18 protein-coding genes are annotated in these 18555 nt (G+C 62.7%); 9 read left to right on the top strand and 9 right to left on the bottom strand.

Features of this window, described 5'->3' with window-relative positions:
• The first annotated feature begins 74 nt into the window (after positions 1 to 74).
• From C7T36_RS10140 to C7T36_RS10120, 5 genes are read left to right on the top strand one after another with little or no spacing between them, the layout of a single operon-like run.
• Positions 75 to 1691 carry an ABC transporter substrate-binding protein gene (locus C7T36_RS10140; RefSeq protein ID WP_045065072.1) on the top strand — a complete coding sequence of 539 codons (1617 nt, stop codon included), beginning with the start codon at positions 75 to 77 and terminating at the stop codon, positions 1689 to 1691.
• A complete protein-coding gene (locus tag C7T36_RS10135) occupies positions 1688 to 2722 on the top strand; it encodes an ABC transporter permease (RefSeq protein ID WP_084702478.1) in 1035 nt (344 codons plus the stop codon). Before C7T36_RS10140 ends, C7T36_RS10135 begins: the two co-directional genes overlap by 4 nt.
• Positions 2715 to 3536 carry an ABC transporter permease gene (locus C7T36_RS10130; protein WP_033233399.1) on the top strand — a complete coding sequence of 274 codons (822 nt, stop codon included), beginning with the start codon at positions 2715 to 2717 and terminating at the stop codon, positions 3534 to 3536. The genes C7T36_RS10135 and C7T36_RS10130 overlap by 8 nt, the downstream gene beginning before the upstream one ends.
• Positions 3533 to 4444, top strand: a complete 912-nt coding sequence (locus tag C7T36_RS10125) for an ABC transporter ATP-binding protein (protein ID WP_045065069.1) — start codon at positions 3533 to 3535, stop codon at positions 4442 to 4444. The genes C7T36_RS10130 and C7T36_RS10125 overlap by 4 nt, the downstream gene beginning before the upstream one ends.
• The gene (locus C7T36_RS10120) at positions 4441 to 5091 is read left to right on the top strand and encodes an ABC transporter ATP-binding protein (RefSeq protein ID WP_045065066.1); all 651 of its coding nucleotides are present in this window, start codon (positions 4441 to 4443) and stop codon (positions 5089 to 5091) included. Before C7T36_RS10125 ends, C7T36_RS10120 begins: the two co-directional genes overlap by 4 nt.
• Here the strand turns inward: C7T36_RS10120 and C7T36_RS10115 are convergent.
• The 8 genes from C7T36_RS10115 to C7T36_RS10080 form a co-directional block, all read right to left on the bottom strand.
• Entirely contained in the window at positions 5088 to 6638 is a 1551-nt protein-coding gene (locus C7T36_RS10115; protein WP_045065064.1) for a bifunctional 3'-5' exonuclease/DNA polymerase, read from the bottom strand. The genes C7T36_RS10120 and C7T36_RS10115 overlap by 4 nt on opposite strands.
• 47 nt (positions 6639 to 6685) lie before the next feature.
• Positions 6686 to 8299, bottom strand: a complete 1614-nt coding sequence (locus tag C7T36_RS10110; RefSeq protein ID WP_045065061.1) for an ABC-F family ATP-binding cassette domain-containing protein — start codon at positions 8297 to 8299, stop codon at positions 6686 to 6688.
• Positions 8292 to 9950, bottom strand: a complete 1659-nt coding sequence (locus tag C7T36_RS10105; RefSeq protein WP_045065059.1) for an ABC-F family ATP-binding cassette domain-containing protein — start codon at positions 9948 to 9950, stop codon at positions 8292 to 8294. The genes C7T36_RS10110 and C7T36_RS10105 overlap by 8 nt, the downstream gene beginning before the upstream one ends.
• Positions 9951 to 10206: 256 nt before the next feature.
• Positions 10207 to 11070 carry a biotin-dependent carboxyltransferase family protein gene (locus C7T36_RS10100; RefSeq protein WP_045065056.1) on the bottom strand — a complete coding sequence of 288 codons (864 nt, stop codon included), beginning with the start codon at positions 11068 to 11070 and terminating at the stop codon, positions 10207 to 10209.
• Positions 11067 to 11705 (bottom strand): allophanate hydrolase subunit 1, encoded by a 639-nt coding sequence (locus tag C7T36_RS10095; RefSeq protein WP_045065054.1) that lies wholly within the window; start codon positions 11703 to 11705, stop codon positions 11067 to 11069. Before C7T36_RS10095 ends, C7T36_RS10100 begins: the two co-directional genes overlap by 4 nt.
• Entirely contained in the window at positions 11702 to 12457 is a 756-nt protein-coding gene (locus tag C7T36_RS10090) for a LamB/YcsF family protein (protein ID WP_045065051.1), read from the bottom strand. The genes C7T36_RS10095 and C7T36_RS10090 overlap by 4 nt, the downstream gene beginning before the upstream one ends.
• Complete coding sequence (locus C7T36_RS10085) at positions 12454 to 13248, bottom strand: putative hydro-lyase (RefSeq protein ID WP_045066724.1); 795 nt, start codon at positions 13246 to 13248, stop codon at positions 12454 to 12456. Before C7T36_RS10085 ends, C7T36_RS10090 begins: the two co-directional genes overlap by 4 nt.
• 34 nt (positions 13249 to 13282) lie before the next feature.
• The gene (locus C7T36_RS10080) at positions 13283 to 14548 is read right to left on the bottom strand and encodes an MFS transporter (protein ID WP_033233390.1); all 1266 of its coding nucleotides are present in this window, start codon (positions 14546 to 14548) and stop codon (positions 13283 to 13285) included.
• A gap of 170 nt (positions 14549 to 14718) precedes the next feature.
• Between C7T36_RS10080 and C7T36_RS10075 the strand changes: the two genes are divergently transcribed.
• Positions 14719 to 15450, top strand: a complete 732-nt coding sequence (locus C7T36_RS10075) for a GntR family transcriptional regulator (protein ID WP_045065048.1) — start codon at positions 14719 to 14721, stop codon at positions 15448 to 15450.
• Positions 15451 to 15455: 5 nt separating this feature from the next.
• Here the strand turns inward: C7T36_RS10075 and C7T36_RS10070 are convergent, their stop codons facing one another.
• Entirely contained in the window at positions 15456 to 16832 is a 1377-nt protein-coding gene (locus C7T36_RS10070; RefSeq protein ID WP_033233389.1) for an NAD-dependent succinate-semialdehyde dehydrogenase, read from the bottom strand.
• Positions 16833 to 17056: 224 nt separating this feature from the next.
• Here C7T36_RS10070 and C7T36_RS10065 point away from each other — a divergent pair, with 224 nt between their 5' ends.
• Genes C7T36_RS10065 through C7T36_RS10055 form a run of 3 tightly spaced genes read left to right on the top strand, consistent with a single transcriptional unit; the run spans position 17057 to position 18545 of the window.
• Positions 17057 to 17647, top strand: coding sequence for a DUF4178 domain-containing protein (locus tag C7T36_RS10065; RefSeq protein WP_033233388.1), 591 nt, complete (start codon positions 17057 to 17059; stop codon positions 17645 to 17647).
• Positions 17644 to 18144: a DUF2617 family protein gene (locus C7T36_RS10060; protein ID WP_033233387.1), complete on the top strand. Its 501-nt coding sequence runs from the start codon at positions 17644 to 17646 to the stop codon at positions 18142 to 18144. The genes C7T36_RS10065 and C7T36_RS10060 overlap by 4 nt, the downstream gene beginning before the upstream one ends.
• A 35-nt stretch (positions 18145 to 18179) precedes the next feature.
• Complete coding sequence (locus C7T36_RS10055; RefSeq protein WP_371851334.1) at positions 18180 to 18545, top strand: DUF4247 domain-containing protein; 366 nt, start codon at positions 18180 to 18182, stop codon at positions 18543 to 18545.
• Positions 18546 to 18555 lie beyond the last annotated feature (10 nt).

The raw sequence follows: 18555 nt of genomic DNA, 5'->3' as shown, positions 1-18555 counted from the left end.
ACGTCCGCATTGCCCATTTTTTATCTGAATATCTGTACAGATGTTATTTTTATTCAGAAGAAAAGGGGCAAACAGTGGGTCTCATCCGTTCCGGAGTTCCGACGTTCGCGATCGCTGCCGTCGTCGGCACCCTGCTCGTCACGTCGTGCAGCACCCCGTCGGGCACGTCGACCGCAAGCGACGGTCTGGTCCTCGCCGACGGCTACGAACTGGGCGGATACAACCCCGTTGCCGGCTTCGGTGCAGCCGGCGAAGCCAAGATGTACGACGGTCTGGTGCGCCTGCGCGGCGGTGAGGGAATACCTGGTTTCGAACCGGCTCTTGCGACGTCGATCCCCACCGCCAACGCCGACGCCACCCGCTGGACCGTCACTCTGCGCGGCGGCGTCACCTTCTCCGACGGCTCCACTTTTGACGCCGCCGACGTGGTTGCCACGTACAAGGCGATCCTCGATCCGACATCAGCGTCCGAGGCGAAGTCGTCGTTCGACATGATCAGCGATGTCGTAGCGCTGGACCAGAACACCGTGGAGTTCCGTCTCGCGTACTCCTACGCACCGCTACTCACCAAGATGCTGATCGGCATTGTGCCGTCGGAGTCCGTCGCGACACCGGCCCTGGCGGCCGAGTCGACGCTCAACACCGAACCGATCGGGACCGGGCCGTACACCCTTGTCGATCTTTCACCCGACCGCGCGGTGTTTGCTGCCAACGAGAACTACTGGGACGGCGCACCGGAAATCAAGAAGCTCACGCTGCTCTATGTTCCGGACGACAACACCCGGGCGCAGCGGATGGCCTCGGGTGAGATAGACGGCACCAATCTCCCGCCGCTGCTTGCCAATACGTTCGAATCGCGGGACGGCATGTCGGTGACGGCCCATCAGTCCGCGGACTGGCGCGGTGTTTCGCTGCCCACCGGCAATCCGGTAGCCGGTGACCCGGCGATGCGCATGGCGCTCAACCTTGCCGCCAACCGGCAGTCCATGATCGACAACGTTCTCGGTGGGCACGGCCGCGTCGCCGCCACGCCGATTCCCGAGGTCTACGGTGCCTCGTACAACCCGGACGCAACGTTTGCGTACGACCCGGCCAAGGCTGAGCAGATCCTCACCGATGCCGGTTGGATCGAAGGCAGTGACGGCATCCGTTCGAAAGACGGTCGACGTGCGCAGTTCACGATCATGTACAACTCTGTGGACACGGTCCGTCGAGACTTGGCCCAGGCCTTTGCATCCGACGCACTCGGGATCGGCGTCGAAGTAGATCTCGAAGCACTGTCCTGGGATCGCATCGATCCGCGAATCAATCGGGACTCCACACTGCTCGGCGGCGGCGACGAACCGTTCGATCCCGATACCCAGGCCTACGACGCACTCAATTCCGCGTCCATCGCTCCCGGTGTCGGCAGCATCTACGACAATCCCAGTGACTACTCGAATCAGGTTGTCGACGCTGGACTCGACGTCGGTCGCCGAAGCCTCGACCAAGCGACCCGCGACGCCGCCTACCGAGATGTGCAGCAGGCGTACGTCGATGATCCCGGTTATGTGTACCTGGTCTTCCTCGATCACACGTACGTGTCGAAAGATTCCGATTGGACGATGTCCGGTCCGGTGCTGGAACCGCACGCGCACGGAGTGACCTGGGGTCCGTGGTGGTCGTTGCAGACGTGGACGCAAGAACAATGACGGCGCTCGACGTTCGAGCCGGTGCAACGTCGGACCCGGTACGATCGCACAACGCTCGCCGACGCTCCATCCTCGTGATGGTCGGGCGCCGGATGCTGTTCATCGTCCCGGTGATCATCGTCGTGTCCGCCGGTTTGTTTGCCGCCGCGGCAATCTCGCCGTTCGATCCGCTTGTCGGCTATCTGGGCACGCGGTACATGACAACCAGCGACGCGGACAAGGCCATGATCGCCGCGCAGATGGGTTTCGACAACCCCTGGTACAGCACGTACTGGACGTGGCTGCATGCAGTGGTGACCGGCGATCTGGGCGTCTCTCGATCCTTCAATCAGTCAGTCGCCCAAGTCATCTCCGAACGACTGCCGTGGACGCTACTCCTGGTCGGCGTCAGTCTGGTGATTGCGATTCTCGCGTCGCTGGTGCTGGGAGTGCTCGCCGGAATCCGCAAGGGTGGGCTCCCGGACAGAACCGTGTCCGGGCTGTGCGTCGTCGTTCAAGGACTTCCGCCGTTTGTTCTCTCGCTCGGAGCTATCGCGCTCTTCGCGCTGACTCTCGGTTGGTTGCCAGTGGCCGGGTTGACCGACGGTGGTGCCGATCCCACACCGGCGCAGGTCATTCGGCACCTCATTCTCCCGGTCGCCGTCCTTGCGATCTCCCAAATGCCGTGGCTACTCCTCGCAGTGCGCGAATCCGTCGTCGGATCTACTGGTGAAGGATTTGTCGCCGGGGCGGTGGCGCGCGGAATACCGACTTCCACCATCACACAACGTCATATCGTGCCGACCTCGCTTGCGCCGTTCGTCAACATCATCGGAGTCCGATTGCCCGAACTTGTCGTCGGTGCGGTACTGGTGGAAGAAGTGTTCAGTTGGCCGGGAATTGCCGGTGCCATCGTCTCCTCCGCTCGGGACCTCGACATGGCGTTGCTCGCGTTCCTCACGGTCGGAACAACTCTGACGGTCATGCTCGGCTCGCTTCTCGCTGATGTGGTTGTTGCCCTCCTCGACCCGAGGGTGAGCACAGATGGCTAAACGCCGCTTCGCAATCGCCGTCGGTGTCCTGATCCTCGTCGCGCTCTACGCCGGCTTGGTTCCGTGGATCGCCGACGTCGACGACCGTGTCACCGACTTCGCGCAGGCCCGGATGGCTCCGTCGCTCACGCATCCCTTCGGCACCGACTCTGCGGGGCGAGACCTGTTTGTTCGAGTCGCTGCCGGTATCCGGACGTCGTTGCTGATCGCTCTCGCCTGCGCACTGTTGTCCACGGTGATCGGGGTGGCGGTAGGCACCACTGCCGGACTCCTCGGCGGCTGGGTGGACCGAGTTGTCATGCGCGGCACCGACGCGGTGAACGCCCTCCCGCACTTGCTGCTCGGCATCGTCATCGTCGCGATGTTCCGTGGCAGTATCCTCGCCATCGTTCTCTCGATCGCACTCACACACTGGACCCAGGTAGCTCGCATCATCCGCGGCGAGATCCTGAATTTGCGTGACCGCCCGTACATCGACGCAGCCGTCCTCGCCGGAGCCAGCCGGAGACATGTGATCACTCGCCACCTGGTTCCGGCTGCTGCGCCGCAGGCCTTGATCGCGGTGGTCCTCCTGCTGCCGCACGCCGTGTGGCACGAGTCGACGCTCTCGTTCCTCGGATTCGGCCTTCCGCCCCACAAGCCCAGTCTGGGAACACTTCTGGAAGAGGCTCGCAGTTCTCTGCTGCTCGGTGGTTGGTGGACGTTGGTGTTTCCCGCAGCCGTTCTGGTGATCACTACCGTTGCGGTGGCGGTGGCCGGTTCGGCATTGCGTTCGAAGCTCGCGCCGCCTCGGCCATCGGAGCTTCGACTGTGAATACCGGCCTTCGAATCGATGCGCTCACCGTCCGGATTCCGCTGCCCGGCGGCTCGGTTGTTCACGCTGCCAGCAATATCGACCTTGCGGTGCCGCCTGGGACTGTCACAGCGCTGGTCGGAGAATCCGGCTGTGGCAAGTCCATCATCGCAACATCGGTGATGAACATGCTGCCGCCTGGCACTCAGCGCACCGGTACCATCACCGTCGACGACATCGACGTGTTTTCCGGAACACCCTTCCGTGGTAGTCATGCCGCACTCGTGCCACAATCTGCCGCAACATATCTCACGCCGGTGCGGACGGCACGCTCGCAACTGCAGGAGACAATCGACGCACTCGGAACCGCCCACACCTGCGACGGCTTGGCGCAGCGAGTGGGTCTCGAACCTTCCGCCCTCGACTGCTACCCGCACGAACTGTCGGGTGGCATGGCGCAGCGGGTTGCCATTGCCGGCGCGTTGGCCGGGGACCCGTCGGTGGTCGTGGCCGACGAGCCGACCGCCAACCTGGACCGCGCGCTCACCGATCATGTTCTCGGCCTGCTGCGCGAGTGCGCCGATGCGGGTGCCGCGGTTCTGCTGATCACTCACGATCTGGCGTCGTTGACCCGAGTTGCGATCGCAGACAGGTTGGCCGTCATGTACGCCTCGCGCATCATGGAGATTGGCCCGGCTGCGCAGGTTCTGCAGGAGCCGCTTCACGATTACACCCGAGACCTGCTCGGAGCCTTGCCGTCTCGCGGGCTCAATCCCATCCCCGGATCACCCCCTCAATTGACGAATCTTCCGGACGAGTGCGTCTACTACCTGCGCCGACCGGAGTCCGCGCAATCCGGTGGGCCAACCGAACTGGTCACGTTCGGAGAGCGCACGTACCGAACCCGCCGGGAGGTGAGTGCACGATGAGTTTGCGCGCCCTGGATGTCACCGGTGGCTACGAGCGCGGGCGTCCCGTCCTCGAGAATGTCTCCCTCGAGATCCCGGCCGGCCATCTGATCGGGTTGACCGGGCCGTCCGGAACCGGAAAATCGACGCTGGCAAGGATTCTCGCGTCGCTGGACGCGCCGTGGTCCGGCGAAGTGCAGATCGACGGTTCTCGCGTTGCAGGAACCAAGTTCGGTGTTCCCGCTGAGTTCAGAGGGGCGGTGTCCATGCTCTTCCAATCGCCACGCGCCGCAACTGATCCCCGGCAGACGCTGGCACGGATCATCGGGCAGCCCGCCGACATCGCGCGCCGCGATATCGACATCGAAGCACTGGCCTCGGAAGTCGGACTCACACCCGACTTGCTGGCGCGTCGCCCGCATCAGGTCAGTGACGGCCAGCTTCAACGCGCGGCGCTCGCGAGATCATTGGCGCAGCAACCCCGTTACCTCATCTGCGACGAAGCCACCGCGATGCTCGACGCCGCGACCACCGCCACCATCGTACGGTTGATCGAGCGGCGGGCAACGGATCACGGTATCGGGGTGCTGCTCATCAGCCACGATCGTGATCTGCTCGACGCGTGCTGCACACGCGTTCACGAACTCGACGACATCCGAGCGGGCTAGACGCTGCTCTTTCCGTAGCTTTCGCGGACCCCGACGTCCATGGGGAATCGAACAACCGTGTCGCCGAACAGCAGTCGAGTTGCCGATGCTGCCGCAGCCAGTACGTGAGCTGTGCCGGACTCGGGGTTTCGCGTGTGCACCACAACCTCGTCGTGCTGGAAGAACACCAATTCGCCGTCCGGGTCCTCGGCGAGGCGTCGTCGCAGGTCGGCGAGGAGACACAGAGCCCATTCCGAGGCCGTTGCCTGCACCACGAAGTTGCGGGTGAAACGTCCGCGCGCGTGAGCGTCGCCGTGTGAATAGAAATCGGGAGACGGTGGGGGACACGCTCGGCCGAGCAGGGAGTGCACTACCTCGCCGCGCTCTCCGGCCTTGGCGGCCTGCTCGACGTACTCGACCGCTACGGGGAAACGCTTGCGCAGCAACGTGAGTAGCGCTTTGGCTTCACCGGCGGTGGCGCCGTAGAGCACTCCGAGGATGGCAACTTTGGCTTTGGCGCGGTCGCCGCCAAATGCCTCGGCGCCAACGAGGGCGTACAGATCGTCATCACCGGCTGCCGCCATCATGCGGCGGTCGCGTGACATGGCAGCCAGAATCCGGGGCTCGAGTTGACCGGCGTCGGCCACTACGAATACGTGTCCGGGATCGGCAACAACGCTCGAGCGCATGGTCTTCGGAATCTGAAGGGCGCCGCCGCCTCGGCTTGCCCACCGGCCCGAGACGACACCACCGGGAACGTAGATGGGGCGGAAGCGATCGCCACGCACCCAACTGTCCATCCATTGCCAGCCATTGGTGCTGTACAGCTTGGCGAGTTCGCGGTGGCGCAGGAGCAACGGAACCGCCGGGTGATCAACTTCCTGAAGAAACCACTTGCGCGTCGACGGCAGTTCGATGCCCTGGCGCCCGAATGCCTCGGTGATCTCGACGGACGACGCGGGGTTCACCGTCCGCCCGAAGGCGTCGCTGATCTGGGTGGCAAGTTCCTGCATGCGAACGGGGAGGTCGTACCCCGTTGGCCGGGGGCCAAGTCTCTCCTCGAGGAGTTCGCGGTGCTTCCGCGTCGAGAACGGCAAACCGGCGTGCGTCATTTCAGCAGCACTGAGCGCGCCGGCTGATTCTGCGGCAATCAGCAGATCCAGGCGCGCGTCGGCGCCGATGACAGTGCGTTGCTCCGCGAACTCCGCAACAACACCATCAGGATCGAGGACGGGAGCGGTGTCGAACAAGCCGAGACGGTCGTCGTCGGACTCCTCGGCCGGTGGTGACGGCTGACCCGCGCGCATGCTCAGGATCGCGCGGGTCAGCGAAATATCGTGGCAGCGCTGTACGTGGACGCCGGCGCGCAGCAACATCGGGTAGACCGAGGCGGTGCTCGGCCAGACCCACCGTGGGTGCTCGGCACTCTCGATAGCTTGGACCGCGGCAACCAGATCGGGATATTCGATGCGGTCGCCGACGGCAGTCCCGTCGGGGTCGGTGCGAACAACCGTCGCGGTGACTGCTCCCGTGGACGTCGTACTACCGGGAACCAGGACAACTCTCACTGCTCCAGTGTGACGGTTGGGTCCGACAACAACTGGCCCGAGTGCTTCTACCCCGCTTCCAGCCCGTGCATTCGGACTTCCTTTCCTTTCCAGCGGGATCGTAGCCACCGATCGTGGCTGGCCAGCACGATCGCGCCCGGACCGGTGCCCATGGCGTCCTCGAGTTCATCGCACAAGCTCGGCGACAGGTGATTGGTCGGCTCGTCCAGAAGCAGCAACTCGGGTGGACGGGCCACCAACAGTGCCAACGCCAGCCGGCGACGCTGACCGACGGACAACTCGCCAACCAACTTGTCCTGATCCCAAACCGCCAACAGGCCAAGGGAATCCAACGGAACCTTCTCGGCAATCTCCGCGCCGAGGGTCAGATCATAGATTTCCCGCGCAGATCGGTCAGCCCGATCGAACGCGGTGTCCTGCGCCAAAAGACCGATCGTCAGGTCGGGTTTTCGCGCCAGCGTGCCGGTGTGGTCCAGCGCACCGGCGAGTACTGCAAGCAAGGTGGATTTCCCGGCACCATTCGCTCCGATGACCAGTAGTCGGTCGGTGGATGAGATATCGAGACTGTCCATCGTCATTCGGCCAGGAACTCGAACCTGCCGCAATGACAGGAGGATTTCGTCCTCAGCCTGGGTGATGAACACGCCAGGACTGAATCGAAGAGGCTTCGGGGGTTGCTCAATCTGGTCTCGTTCCAGCTTGTCGAGCCGGCGGGTGGCACTGCGAACCCGGCGTGCGATCTGGTTCTGTACTCGACCCCCGGCGTGACCGTATCCCATTTTTTCGTTGTCGCGCTTCACATGATTCGGCGCAACCTCGTATGCACTGACACCGGCCGCGTAGCGCAACGCGTCCAAATCCTCCTGCTCTTGATCGAATCGCCGTTGCCAGTGTTCCCGTTCGGCGCGTTTCTGCAACAGATACGCGGTGTAGTTACCGCCGTAGCGGGTGGGGCCGTCCAGAGCGGGGTCGAGGTCGATCAGATCCGTACAGACGGCGTCGAGGAACGCGCGGTCGTGAGTGGCCACGACGACAACCCCGGACAGGCCGCAAAGATGCTCGGCCAGAAACGATGCCGCCTCGTCGTCGAGATGGTTCGTCGGCTCGTCGAGCAACAGCGCGGATGGTCGGCGAATCATCAGAGCCGCCAAGGCCAGCCGGCTGCGTTGACCACCTGACAACGACGAGAGGAGGCGTTCATGCTGAAGGTGTCCGAGACCTAACCCGCCAAGAATCATCGCGGCCCGCCGGTCCGCATCCCACACCTCGTGTCGCTGCGCGCGTGCAAGGCAATCCGTGTAGGCGTCGGCGGCAGTGTGATCCTCGGGCGCACAACTGAGTTCCTGTGCAGCTCTGTCGAGTTCGGCGATGATCTCGCGCGCGTCCCGGAGGGCTGTATCGAGTACGTCGGCGATCGTCGTCTTGTTGTCGTACACCATTTCCTGCTGCAGGAACGCGAGATCAGACGGTCGCTCCACGCTGCCCGCATCGGGCTCGTCCGTACCCGCGAGCACCCGCAACAGAGTCGACTTCCCGGCGCCGTTCTCGCCGATGAGACCAATCCGATCACCAGGTGCCGCGGTGAGTGAGACGCCGTCGAGTACCCGCCGCGTTCCCAGCGTGCGGACGAGATCTTGTGCAATCAACGCTGTTTCAGGCATGTTCAGCACCAAGGGTGACATTGGCCGGTGCGGCGACTTCGCGTAAACGTCCCTCCGACAGACGTAACCAGCGTTCGACCTTCACCTCGGACAAGAACCGTTCGTCGTGGCTGACGACCACGAAGGCACCCTGATAGGCATTGAGCGCACTCTCCAACTGCCCGACACTGACAAGGTCGAGGTTGTTGGTCGGTTCGTCGAGTAGTAGTAATTGAGGTGCCGGCTCGGCGAACAGCACGCACGCGAGGGTCGCTCGCAACCGCTCACCACCGGAGAGGACCCCGACTGGAAGGTGAACGCGAGATCCACGAAAGATAAAGCGTGCCAACAGATTCATCCGCTGAGGTGCCGGCATGTCCGGGGCAAAAGCAGCCAGGTTCTCCGCGACGGTGAGGTTCACATCGAGTAGATCGAGTCGCTGTGACACATACGCAACGCGGCCCTGCGCCTGTGCGATCTTGCCGCCACTCGGGGTCAGTTCGCCGTTGATGATCCGCAACAGCGTGGATTTGCCCGCGCCGTTCGGACCGGTCACCGCAATTCGCTCAGGTCCGCGGATCGCCAGATCTGCCCCGCCGTCGGCGAAGACCTCCCGATCGCCCAAACGGAATTGCATCCGTTCGCCCAGGAACACTGTCCGGCCCGCAGGAACATCGGTGCCGGGCAGTTCCAACGTGATTCGTTGTTCATCGCGCAACGCTCGCCCCGCGGTATCGAGTCGGGCCTTGGCCGAATCGACGCGGGCGTTATGCGTCTCGTTTGCCTTGCCGGCAGACTCCTGGGCATTGCGTTTCATCGTCCCGGCAAAAATTTTCGGTAGCCCGGCGTTTCCGAGGTTGCGTGCTGCGTTGCTTGCGCGACGAGCAGCGCGTTCGCGGGCCTGCTGCAATTCCCGTTTCTCCCGCTTGACGTCCTGCTCGGCATTGCGAATGTTCTTTTCGGCAACTTCCCGTGCAGCGTTCACGGCGCCTTCGTATTCGGTGAAATTTCCACCGTAGAAACGAATTTCACCATTGTCGAGTTCGGCGATGCGGTCCATTCGGTCCAGCAGAGCACGATCGTGGCTGACCAGTAGCAGGCAACCGTTCCAATCGTCGAGGACGCCGTAGAGTTTGTGCCGCGCATCGAGATCGAGGTTATTCGTCGGTTCGTCGAGCAACAGAACGTCCGGGCGACGCAGCAGTTGCGCAGCGAGACCGAGCGAGACGACCTGGCCCCCGCTGAGCGTGTGAAGTCGGCGGGTGAACGACAGGTCTCCCAAGCCGAGACGGTCCAGTTGGGCGCCGGTACGTTCCTCGATGTCCCAGTCGGAACCAATCGTGGTGAAGTGCTCTTCGGCGGCATCCCCCGACTCGACAGCGTCCAACGCCGCGAGGATCGGTGCGATCCCCAGAACCTCGGCAACGGTGAGGTCGCCGGTCAGCGGCAAGCTCTGCGGAAGGTACCCGAGCAGCCCGTCGACGGACACGCTGCCACCGCCTAACGGCAGTTCGCCCGCTATCAGTCGGAGAAGGGTGCTCTTTCCGGCGCCATTCGGTGCTACCAGCCCGGTCCGGTCGGCGGGCACACTGAAGGACAGTTTCTCGAAAACCGGTGTGTCGTCAGGCCAGGCAAACGACAGGTGTGAACAGACAATGTATGAATCGGACATGATGAGACCTCGAGTGTCGCGCGGGCGCGTCAAAGCGGCTCCGCGAAAGAAATGATGTGGTGAACGACAACATGGCCACTGCGGCAGCGCTCCGAAAGCGCTTACCGGTGGCCGTCAGTGCCGGGTATTACCCGGAGATGTCGAGTTCACCAACCATTTTTCGATCTTTCTCGCTCCGATTATTCGGAACCGACCATAACACCCGAAACTATTGCCGCGTCGATCACGTCGCACCAGGTTGATTGCGTGTTCTACGTCAGAAACCGATAAAGCGAATCTGCTGACCAGGGCGGGCCTGGCCGAGTCGGTCGATATCGGCGTCGGCCACAACACCGACAACGGGATATCCGCCGGTGATGGGGTGATCGGCCAGGAAGATCACGGGTTGGCCGCTGGGCGGCACTTGGATCGAACCGAGCGCAACGCCTTCGGTGGGCAATTCGAGTCCGTCAACCCGCTGCAGGAGTGCGTCATCGCCGACGCGGTCGAGCCGGGCACCGATGCGGTCGGAGTCGGTCGACACTGCCCATCGTCCCTGCGTCAGGGTTTCCGGATTGGCAAAACGATCCGCGCGCGGCCCGAAGATCACCCGAATGTCGAGTGTTCCGTTTGTAACCGGCTGAACAGGTGCCACGTCCAGGAGCGGAAATGCGACTGGAGTGGGCCCGACCTCAAGCACGTCGTTGGGTTTGAGGGGCGCCGGACCGATTCCGGAAAGTGTGTCGGTACTGCGTGATCCGAGAATCTTGGGCACCGCGATTCCGCCCCGGATGGTCAGGTACGTCCGTAGGCCGGTGGGCGCGTACTCCAAGCGGACTACCTGACCGGGGTCCGCGACGACGACGCTCGAATGTCCGACGGGGATGCCGTCGAGGTACGCCTGTGCGGGGGCTCCGGTGAAGGCCAGGGTGATCTGCTCTTGCGCGCGAAGACTCAGGCCACCCATCAGAATTTCCACTCCGGCAGCGTCTTCGGAGTTGCCGACAAGTCGATTGCCGAGTCGCAAGGATCGTCTGTCGGCAGCCCCGGACACGCCGACGCCGGAGCGCAGATGACCGGTTCGACCGAGGTCCTGAACCAAGCTCAGCGGACCGGTTTCGAGTATCTCCACCCCGGTCATCGCTTGTCCTCATTGACGAATCGCACCCGACGCCCGGGCTGTACGGCGGCAGGCGGTGTTTCGTCCAAGTCCCACATCACGGCGTCGGTGCTGCCGATGATCTGCCAGCCACCCGGGGAGGCTCGCGGGTACACCGCGCTGTATCCGCCGGCCAGGGCTACGGCGCCGGCGGGCACCGCGGTGCGTGATTGGGCTCGACGCGGGACGTCGAGCCGAGCGTCGCCGGACGTCAGGTAGGCAAATCCCGGCGCAAATCCGATGAAGGCGCAGCGCCACTCCGCTGAGGTGTGAGCTGAAATGACCTCGGCGCGGCTCATTTTCAGGATCCTTGCTACGTCGTCGAGGTCGGGTCCGTCGTAGCGGACATTGACGGTGAAGGGAGTATCGTCGCCGCGCTCGTCCGGGATTGCCTCGGACATGGTGCGTGCCAGTTCGTTCAGTTCATGGAGCACCGCAGTGACATGTGCCGTGGGCTTGCAGATCACGAGAACCGTGCGTGCGGCGGGCAGGAAATCCTCCACTCCAGCCGGAGTGTTGCGCGTGAGCGCATGGGTGAATGCCAGAACGTCGGCCTCGGTGTCGAGGTCCACCAGGAGCCCGTGTTCACCGGCCGGGAGGATAGTCGGGCGACTCATGTGAACGACTCCACCCGAATGCGGGAGTTGATCAGGCCGGCCTTGATGGCATTGGCCATGGCAACGGCGCCAGGCGAATCGCCGTGAACACAAATGCTTTTCACCGACATCGGGATGGCGATCCCGTCGGAGGTGAGAACAGTTCCGCTGCTGGCCAAGTCGATCGCCTGCGCCGTCGCGGCGTTCGGATCGGAGATGACGGCACCAGGTTCACTGCGCGGGGTCAGCGTCCCGAACCGGGTGTACGTGCGATCCGCGAATCCCTCGGCGACAAAGTCGACGCCGTGTGCTTCCGCAGCTTTCTGCAGATGAGACTGTGGTGGTCCCAGCAGCGCAAGGCGATTCGAGAATTCGGTCATGGCGGTCACGATAGCGTCGGCGAGTTCGGGACTCTTCGATGCGGAGTGGTAGAGCGCGCCGTGGGGCTTGACGTAGGTGACAGAAGACCCCGCGGAGTGAGCGAATCCTGCCAGTGCGCCGACCTGGTAGAGAGTTTCGTCCAACAGATCACCTGGTGTGATGTCGATGTGCCGTCGGCCGAATCCGACCAGATCCCGAAAACCGATGTGCGCTCCGATGGATACCGAATGTTCGACCGCCATCTCGCAGGTCCGTCGCATGGTGGCCGCATCGCCGGCATGGAATCCGCACGCGATATTGGCGCTCGTCACGATGTCGAGGAGCGCCGCGTCGTCGCCCATACGCCAGTCTCCGAAGCTTTCTCCGAGATCACAATTGAGGTCGATGTTCATGCCAGATCCAGGGTGTAATCGCTGTCCGGGGCGTCTGTGACCAGCATATGCCCGGGAGCATGAGTGATGGCGAACGGGAGTTTCGACGCCATGACCGCAGCTTGCGGAGTGACGCCGCAGGCCCAGAACATCGGTACGTCGCCCGGTTGGAGTTCCACAGCGTCGCCGAAGTCGGGACGGCTCAGGTCGGAGATGCCGAGTTCGGCTGGATCGCCGATGTGGATGGGTGCACCGTGAACCGCGGGCATACGCGCGGTGATGGAGCGCGCCTGTTCGACCTGGTCTGCGGGGACGGGACGCATCGACACCACGGTCGGCCCGCTGACCCGCCCGGCGGGTCGGCATTCGCGATTTGTGATGTACATCGGGACGTTTCGGTTCTGCTCGACGTGGCGAAGAGGAATCCCAGCGGCCATCAGAGGGTGTTCGAAGGTGAAGCTGCAGCCGATGTGAAATGCCACCAGATCGTCGCGCCAGTACTGCGTCGCATCTGGAATCTCAGCGGTCAGTTCGCCGTCGACCCACACGCGGTAGAGCGGAAAATCCGTCCTGATGTCTGCTCCGGGAGCGAGAATCGTCGTGAACTCCCCGGCGTCGGTGACGTCGAGTACCGGGCAGGGCTTGGGGTTCCGCTGCGTGAAGAGCAGAACGTCGTATGCCCAGTCCTTGGGGACCGCAATGAGATTGGTCTGGGCGAAGCCCGGTGCGATTCCCGACGTGGGGAACACGTCTCCGGCTCTGAATCCCGCGCGAGCCGAGCGTGGATCCGGGTTGGTGCGATTCTCGATCATGGTGAAGTCCAATCCTCTTTCCTGAAGACACCGATCAGTTGAGTTGGCGTCCCAGGGTTTCGGGTAGTCCGAAGAGTGCCAGGACAGCGATGCCGTAGCCGATGGCGCCGAAGATCATGGCGCCGCCGATACCGAGACTGCTGGCTGCGAGGAAACCGACGATGGCGGGGAACACCGCACCGACTGCGCGACCGAAGTTGTAGGTGAAGCCCTGACCGGTACCGCGGTGCGCGGTGGGGTAGAGCTCCGAGAGGAACGAACCGAATCCGCTGAAGATCGCCGACGTGCAGAAGCCCAGCGGGAATCCGAGAATCATGATGAGGGTGTTGGCGCCGTCGGGAACCTGTGTGTAGAGAACCATGAACACGGCAGACAAGGTGGCGAACAACTGCATGGTCCGCTTACGGCCGAGCTTGTCGGTGAGGATGCCGCCGCTGACGTAGCCGAGGAATGCGCCACTGATGAGGATCGCGAGATAGCCGCCGGTGCCCACGACGTCGAGGCCGCGTGAGTTCTTCAGGTAAGTCGGAAGCCACGACGCGAGTGTGTAGTAACCGCCCTGGACTCCGGTGGCCAGAAGTGAAGCAAACAGCGTGGTCTTGAGCATCGGGCCGCGGAAGATGGCGAGGAAAGAACCCTTGTCGGCCTTCTTCTCACGCTTCTCGGTGATTTCTTCCGGGTCCTTGAGGTTGCGGCGCACCCAGATGATGAGGAAGGCGGGGATGACTCCGGTCCAGAACAGAACGCGCCACGCGATGTCGGGATCGAAGAGTTGGAAGACGATCGTGTAGATGATGACCGACAAACCCCAGCCCACCGCCCAGGCGCTCTGGACGAAGGCGACCGCTCGGCCGCGGTACTCGGGCTTTGCGTATTCGGCCACCAGAATTGCGCCGGCAGCCCATTCGCCGCCGAAGCCGAGACCCTGGAACGCGCGGAAGATGAGCAGCGTCTCGAAGTTGGGTGCAAATCCGCACAGGACCGTGAAGATCGTGTAGGTCGCTACCGTCACCTGCAGGGTGCGGACACGTCCGATGCGGTCGACCAGGATGCCGGCGAGGACACCGCCGAGCGCGGAAACCACCAACGTGACGGTGGTCAGCAGACCGGCCTGTCCCGTCGTGATCGAGAAGTACGCGGCAATCGCGGCCAACCCGAGAGGGAGAACCTGGAAGTCGTAGGAGTCGAGGCCGTAGCCGCCGAAAGCGCCGACGAATGCCTTCTTGCCCTTCGGTCCAAGCGTGCGGAACCAGTCGAACGGGCGCGGAGGGGCACCTGCGGTTTGAATCGGAGCGGTCATCGGTACCTCGCGTGAAGATGGAATGTCAGGACTCCCAACGTACAAAATCGTTCAACGATCCTGCAATCCCATGAAGGGATAATTAATGTGCTGGAAACTTTTGGGGGCAGCCGTAGGCCGTCCGGACGCCCCGCTCTCACTATGATGAGGGCAGCAACAAACCACTAGGAGTGCACTTGACCAGCCTGAATCCTCCGAAAGAGGATGCTAACGCCGCGTTGGCCGCCCATCGAGGGCTCCTCGAGCGCACCAGTCGAACAGCGCGGGTCGCCGGGATTCTGCGCGAGCTGATCATCGACGGAAGCTTTCGTCCGGGCGCACGACTGTCCGAGCCCGACATCTGCGCGGCGTTGGATGTCTCCCGAAATACCGTGCGCGAGGCGTTCCAGATCCTCATCGAAGACCGGTTGGTTTCACACGAACTCAACCGTGGCGTATTCGTTCGAGTCCCGTCGGCTGAGGACATCGCCGAGTTGTACATCTGCCGTCGGGTGGTCGAGTCGGCGGGAGTACGAGATTTCGATCCGGAAACAGGCAATCTCGGTGACGTCGCCGCCGCGCTCGAGCTCGCAGAAGAACGTCTGGCCGCCGATGACTGGACCGGAGTGGGAACGGCCGACATCCATTTCCATCGCGCTATCGCTGGTCTGAGTAACAGCAGCAGAATCGACGAACTGATGGGCGGCGTGTGGAACGAACTGCGACTGGTCTTTCACGTCATGGACGACGCACACCGATTCCACTCGCCGTATCTCGCCCGGAATCACGAGATACACAGCGCGTTGAAAGCCGGTGACAATGCGACGGCGGTCGAATTGCTGCAGCGGTATCTGTACGACGCACGCGATCAGATCCTGGCCGACTATCCGGCCGCCGTCGAAAAGTTGTCAGGTCGAACGTAAAGCTTCTATTTCTTGGACACGCGGATCAGCTTCTTGTTGGCAAATTCGTCCATACCCCAAGGGCCGAGCTCACGTCCCACTCCGGACCGCTTGACTCCGCCGAAGGGAAGGCCGGGCAGGGTGGTGCCGTGTTCGTTGACGAAGGCCATTCCGACGTCGAGATCGGCGGCGACCGCACGAGCAGCGTCCAGGTCGGTACTCCAGACGGATCCGCTCAACCCGTACACCGACGAATTGGCAAGGTCAACGGCATCTTTCGCTGACTTCACCTTGTACACCACGCCCGCCGGCCCGAAGAGTTCTTCGCTGTAGGCGCGCATGTCCGGGGTGACATCGGTGAGCAATGTCGGTTGGACGTAGGCGCCGGGTCGGTCGATCTTAGCTCCACCGGTCAGAAGCGTTGCGCCCTTGTCGACGGCGTCTTGAACCTGCTCGAGCAATGTATCTGCTGCGGTTTGGGACGACAGCGGACCGAGGACCGTATCCGCTTCCAGCGGATCGCCGGCCGTGACGGATTGGAACGACGCGGTCAGTTTCCGAGTGAAATCGTCGTAGAAGTCCTCGACGACGATGAATCGTTTGGCGGCGTTGCACGCCTGACCAGCGTTGGACAATCGTGCTTTGGCTGCCGCCTTGACTGTGGCGTCCATGTCGTCGGAGTCGAGGACGATGAACACATCCGAACCACCGAGCTCGAGTACCACCTTCTTGAGGTTGCGCCCCGCCGTTTCCGCAACACTGGTCCCGGCGCGTTCGCTTCCGGTCAACGAGACACCTTGCACACGGGGGTCAGCGATCATGTCTGCGATCTGCTCGTTGCTCGCAAAAACGTTTACGTATGCATCCTCTGGCAGGCCTGCCTGCTGCAGAATCTCCTCCATCAGCAGCGCCGACTGAGGGCAGTTGGACGCGTGCTTCAGGATGACGGTGTTTCCGAGCATGAGATTGGGCGCCGCAAACCGGGCGACCTGATAGTAGGGATAGTTCCAGGGCATGACGCCGACGAGCGCCCCGATCGGGCGTCGGTACACCACAGACTCTTCGGCACCGGGAACATCGAGTCGTTCTTCTGCGAGCAACGCCGGTCCGTGATCGGCGTACCACTGGTAGATCGCCGCGGACAGTTGTACCTCGCCCTTGGCTTCGCGAACGGGCTTGCCCATTTCCAGGGCGATCATGCGTGCCAGTTCGTCGGCACGTTCGTTGTACAGTTCGGCGGTTCTGGTCAGTATCTGCGCGCGTTGCGTCGGCGCGCTCTTTCGCCAGTTCAGATAGCCGTTATGAGCCTTTTCCAGTGCGGCTTCCACTCCGGCGTCATCCAAAGTATCGAATTCCCTGACGGTTTCACCTGTCGCGGGATTGACTGTTTTGTAGTTGGCCATAGTTGTTCAACGCGCGAGGGCCCTCGAGGATTCCGAGATATCCACATCGAAAGTGAATCCGTCCAACGGGTTTCAGGGAAACGTGACTGGGTATGCACGGCCGTTTGTCCGAAATCGGCATCGAGCGGGATCGGGTGCAGCGACGTATGGACGCTCGGGCGAGTAGCGATCGGTAGGGTATTGCCCCGGCGCCCTTGCCGAGCCCGACGATTTCGGAGTGACCGTTGACGAACGTGCTGATAGTTGTACTGATACTTGTTGTGATCGCGGCAGTGGCCTTCGTGGTTCTGCGTGGTCGTAAGAGCGCTCCGGTGGGGCGTGTAGACCCGCTTGCGGACTATCCGGAAGTATACGACCCCCACAAGATCGGTGTCGGAGACATCGTCACCTACGCGGGGATCGATCACGTGGTTCGCGGGACCATCACCCTCGACGAAGAGGGGTACATCTGGCGCGAGCACCTTCTCGACGGTTCGACCGGCCGCCGCTGGCTGACCGTCGAAGATGACGAGGGTGAACTCGAGATGACGCTGTGGATGCGGCGTGAGGGCACCAACCTCGAGCCGAGTGGCGACGTCATTCTCGACGACAAGGTGCACCGCAGGATCGAAAGCGGAACCGCACGATTCACAGCCGAGGGCACGACAGGAACCGCGCCGTCGGGCGTGATGGACTACGCCGACTATGCAACTGCTGACAAAACCGGGCTCATTGCATTCGAGAAGTGGGCGCGCGGCCAGTCGTGGGAGGTTTCCACCGGCCGCGCAGTCACCCGTGCAGAGTTGACCGTCATACATTCCGGCCCTCCGCAGTGAGTGTGCATCTCCTCGACGTGGAGCCCACCGACGTGGATGCGTCTGCGCTCGGCCTTGTGGTGGACGCACCTGCGCCACCGGCCTTGGCCCAGCTTGTTATCGAAACAGTCGACGGTGCTTTGACTTTGGGAGTGCTGGGGGCATCGCATGTGGTGACGGCACGCTCGGGTGGTGAGACCTTGACCGAGCAGGTGTCCTGCGATGCGGTCACAGCTGGTGGCGATCCACTGCCGGGTGCTGAAGTTCTGGGACCGTATCGTTTCGAATCTTCCACGCAGACTCTCGATCGAACCGAGTTCGTTGCCGAGGCTGCCCGCCTGAAAGTGCAGGCAGCGGCAGATGGTTGGATTTGCGGTTCGTTTCCCGGAGACGACACCGCTGTCACGGTGTTGTTCGGCAGCAGCCTGGGGCATGGATGGGCTTGGCAGAGTTGGCATTTGTACCCAGGGGAGGGGACCGGAGTGATTGTGAAGACCAGAAGTAGGTGGCATCCGTGATCGGCAGGAAATGGGTTGTTCCCGTCATGATCGCCATGGCATGTGTGCTGTCGTCGTGCGGCAACGCGGTCAAGGACTTCATTGCGGACAATTATTCCAAGAGTTCGCAAACCGGCGACGTCGCTGTGTATTCGTCGAAAGATCCTGTCGGTACGACGGTGTCGCGGATCGTCGATGCGGAAGAACCTGCGGCCCGCAGCGCCGACGGCGGCAACGAGTACCTGCGTTACGACGACGACATCGTTACCGTCAGCGCAGCAGCAGGGGGAAGCACCATCAAGGTCGAAGACATCAACGGCACATACCGCAGCGGCGGATATGCCTATCTGGGACCAGGATTCAATCCGGGATCACCGGCCGGTGGCGGCAGCGGCAGCGGTGGATCGGGAAGTGCGAAATGACCACATCAAG

Origin of the sequence: Rhodococcus sp. AD45-ID (assembly GCF_003023755.1) — a bacterium.
GTDB classification, from domain to species: domain Bacteria; phylum Actinomycetota; class Actinomycetes; order Mycobacteriales; family Mycobacteriaceae; genus Rhodococcus_F; species Rhodococcus_F globerula.
Note: the sequence above shows the minus strand (reverse complement) of the source record. Positions and strands in the feature narration are given on the sequence as shown.

Coding starts and splice junctions, on each gene's coding strand:
- C7T36_RS10080 (WP_033233390.1), bottom strand. CDS start 14,548: ATGACCGCTCCGATTCAAACCGCAGGTGCCCCTCCGCGCCCGTTCGAC.
- C7T36_RS10070 (WP_033233389.1), bottom strand. CDS start 16,832: ATGGCCAACTACAAAACAGTCAATCCCGCGACAGGTGAAACCGTCAGG.
- C7T36_RS10110 (WP_045065061.1), bottom strand. CDS start 8,299: ATGCCTGAAACAGCGTTGATTGCACAAGATCTCGTCCGCACGCTGGGA.
- C7T36_RS10085 (WP_045066724.1), bottom strand. CDS start 13,248: ATGATCGAGAATCGCACCAACCCGGATCCACGCTCGGCTCGCGCGGGA.
- C7T36_RS10090 (WP_045065051.1), bottom strand. CDS start 12,457: ATGAACATCGACCTCAATTGTGATCTCGGAGAAAGCTTCGGAGACTGG.
- C7T36_RS10135 (WP_084702478.1), top strand. CDS start 1,688: ATGACGGCGCTCGACGTTCGAGCCGGTGCAACGTCGGACCCGGTACGA.
- C7T36_RS10105 (WP_045065059.1), bottom strand. CDS start 9,950: ATGTCCGATTCATACATTGTCTGTTCACACCTGTCGTTTGCCTGGCCT.
- C7T36_RS10130 (WP_033233399.1), top strand. CDS start 2,715: ATGGCTAAACGCCGCTTCGCAATCGCCGTCGGTGTCCTGATCCTCGTC.
- C7T36_RS10055 (WP_371851334.1), top strand. CDS start 18,180: ATGGCATGTGTGCTGTCGTCGTGCGGCAACGCGGTCAAGGACTTCATT.
- C7T36_RS10100 (WP_045065056.1), bottom strand. CDS start 11,070: ATGACCGGGGTGGAGATACTCGAAACCGGTCCGCTGAGCTTGGTTCAG.
- C7T36_RS10095 (WP_045065054.1), bottom strand. CDS start 11,705: ATGAGTCGCCCGACTATCCTCCCGGCCGGTGAACACGGGCTCCTGGTG.
- C7T36_RS10120 (WP_045065066.1), top strand. CDS start 4,441: ATGAGTTTGCGCGCCCTGGATGTCACCGGTGGCTACGAGCGCGGGCGT.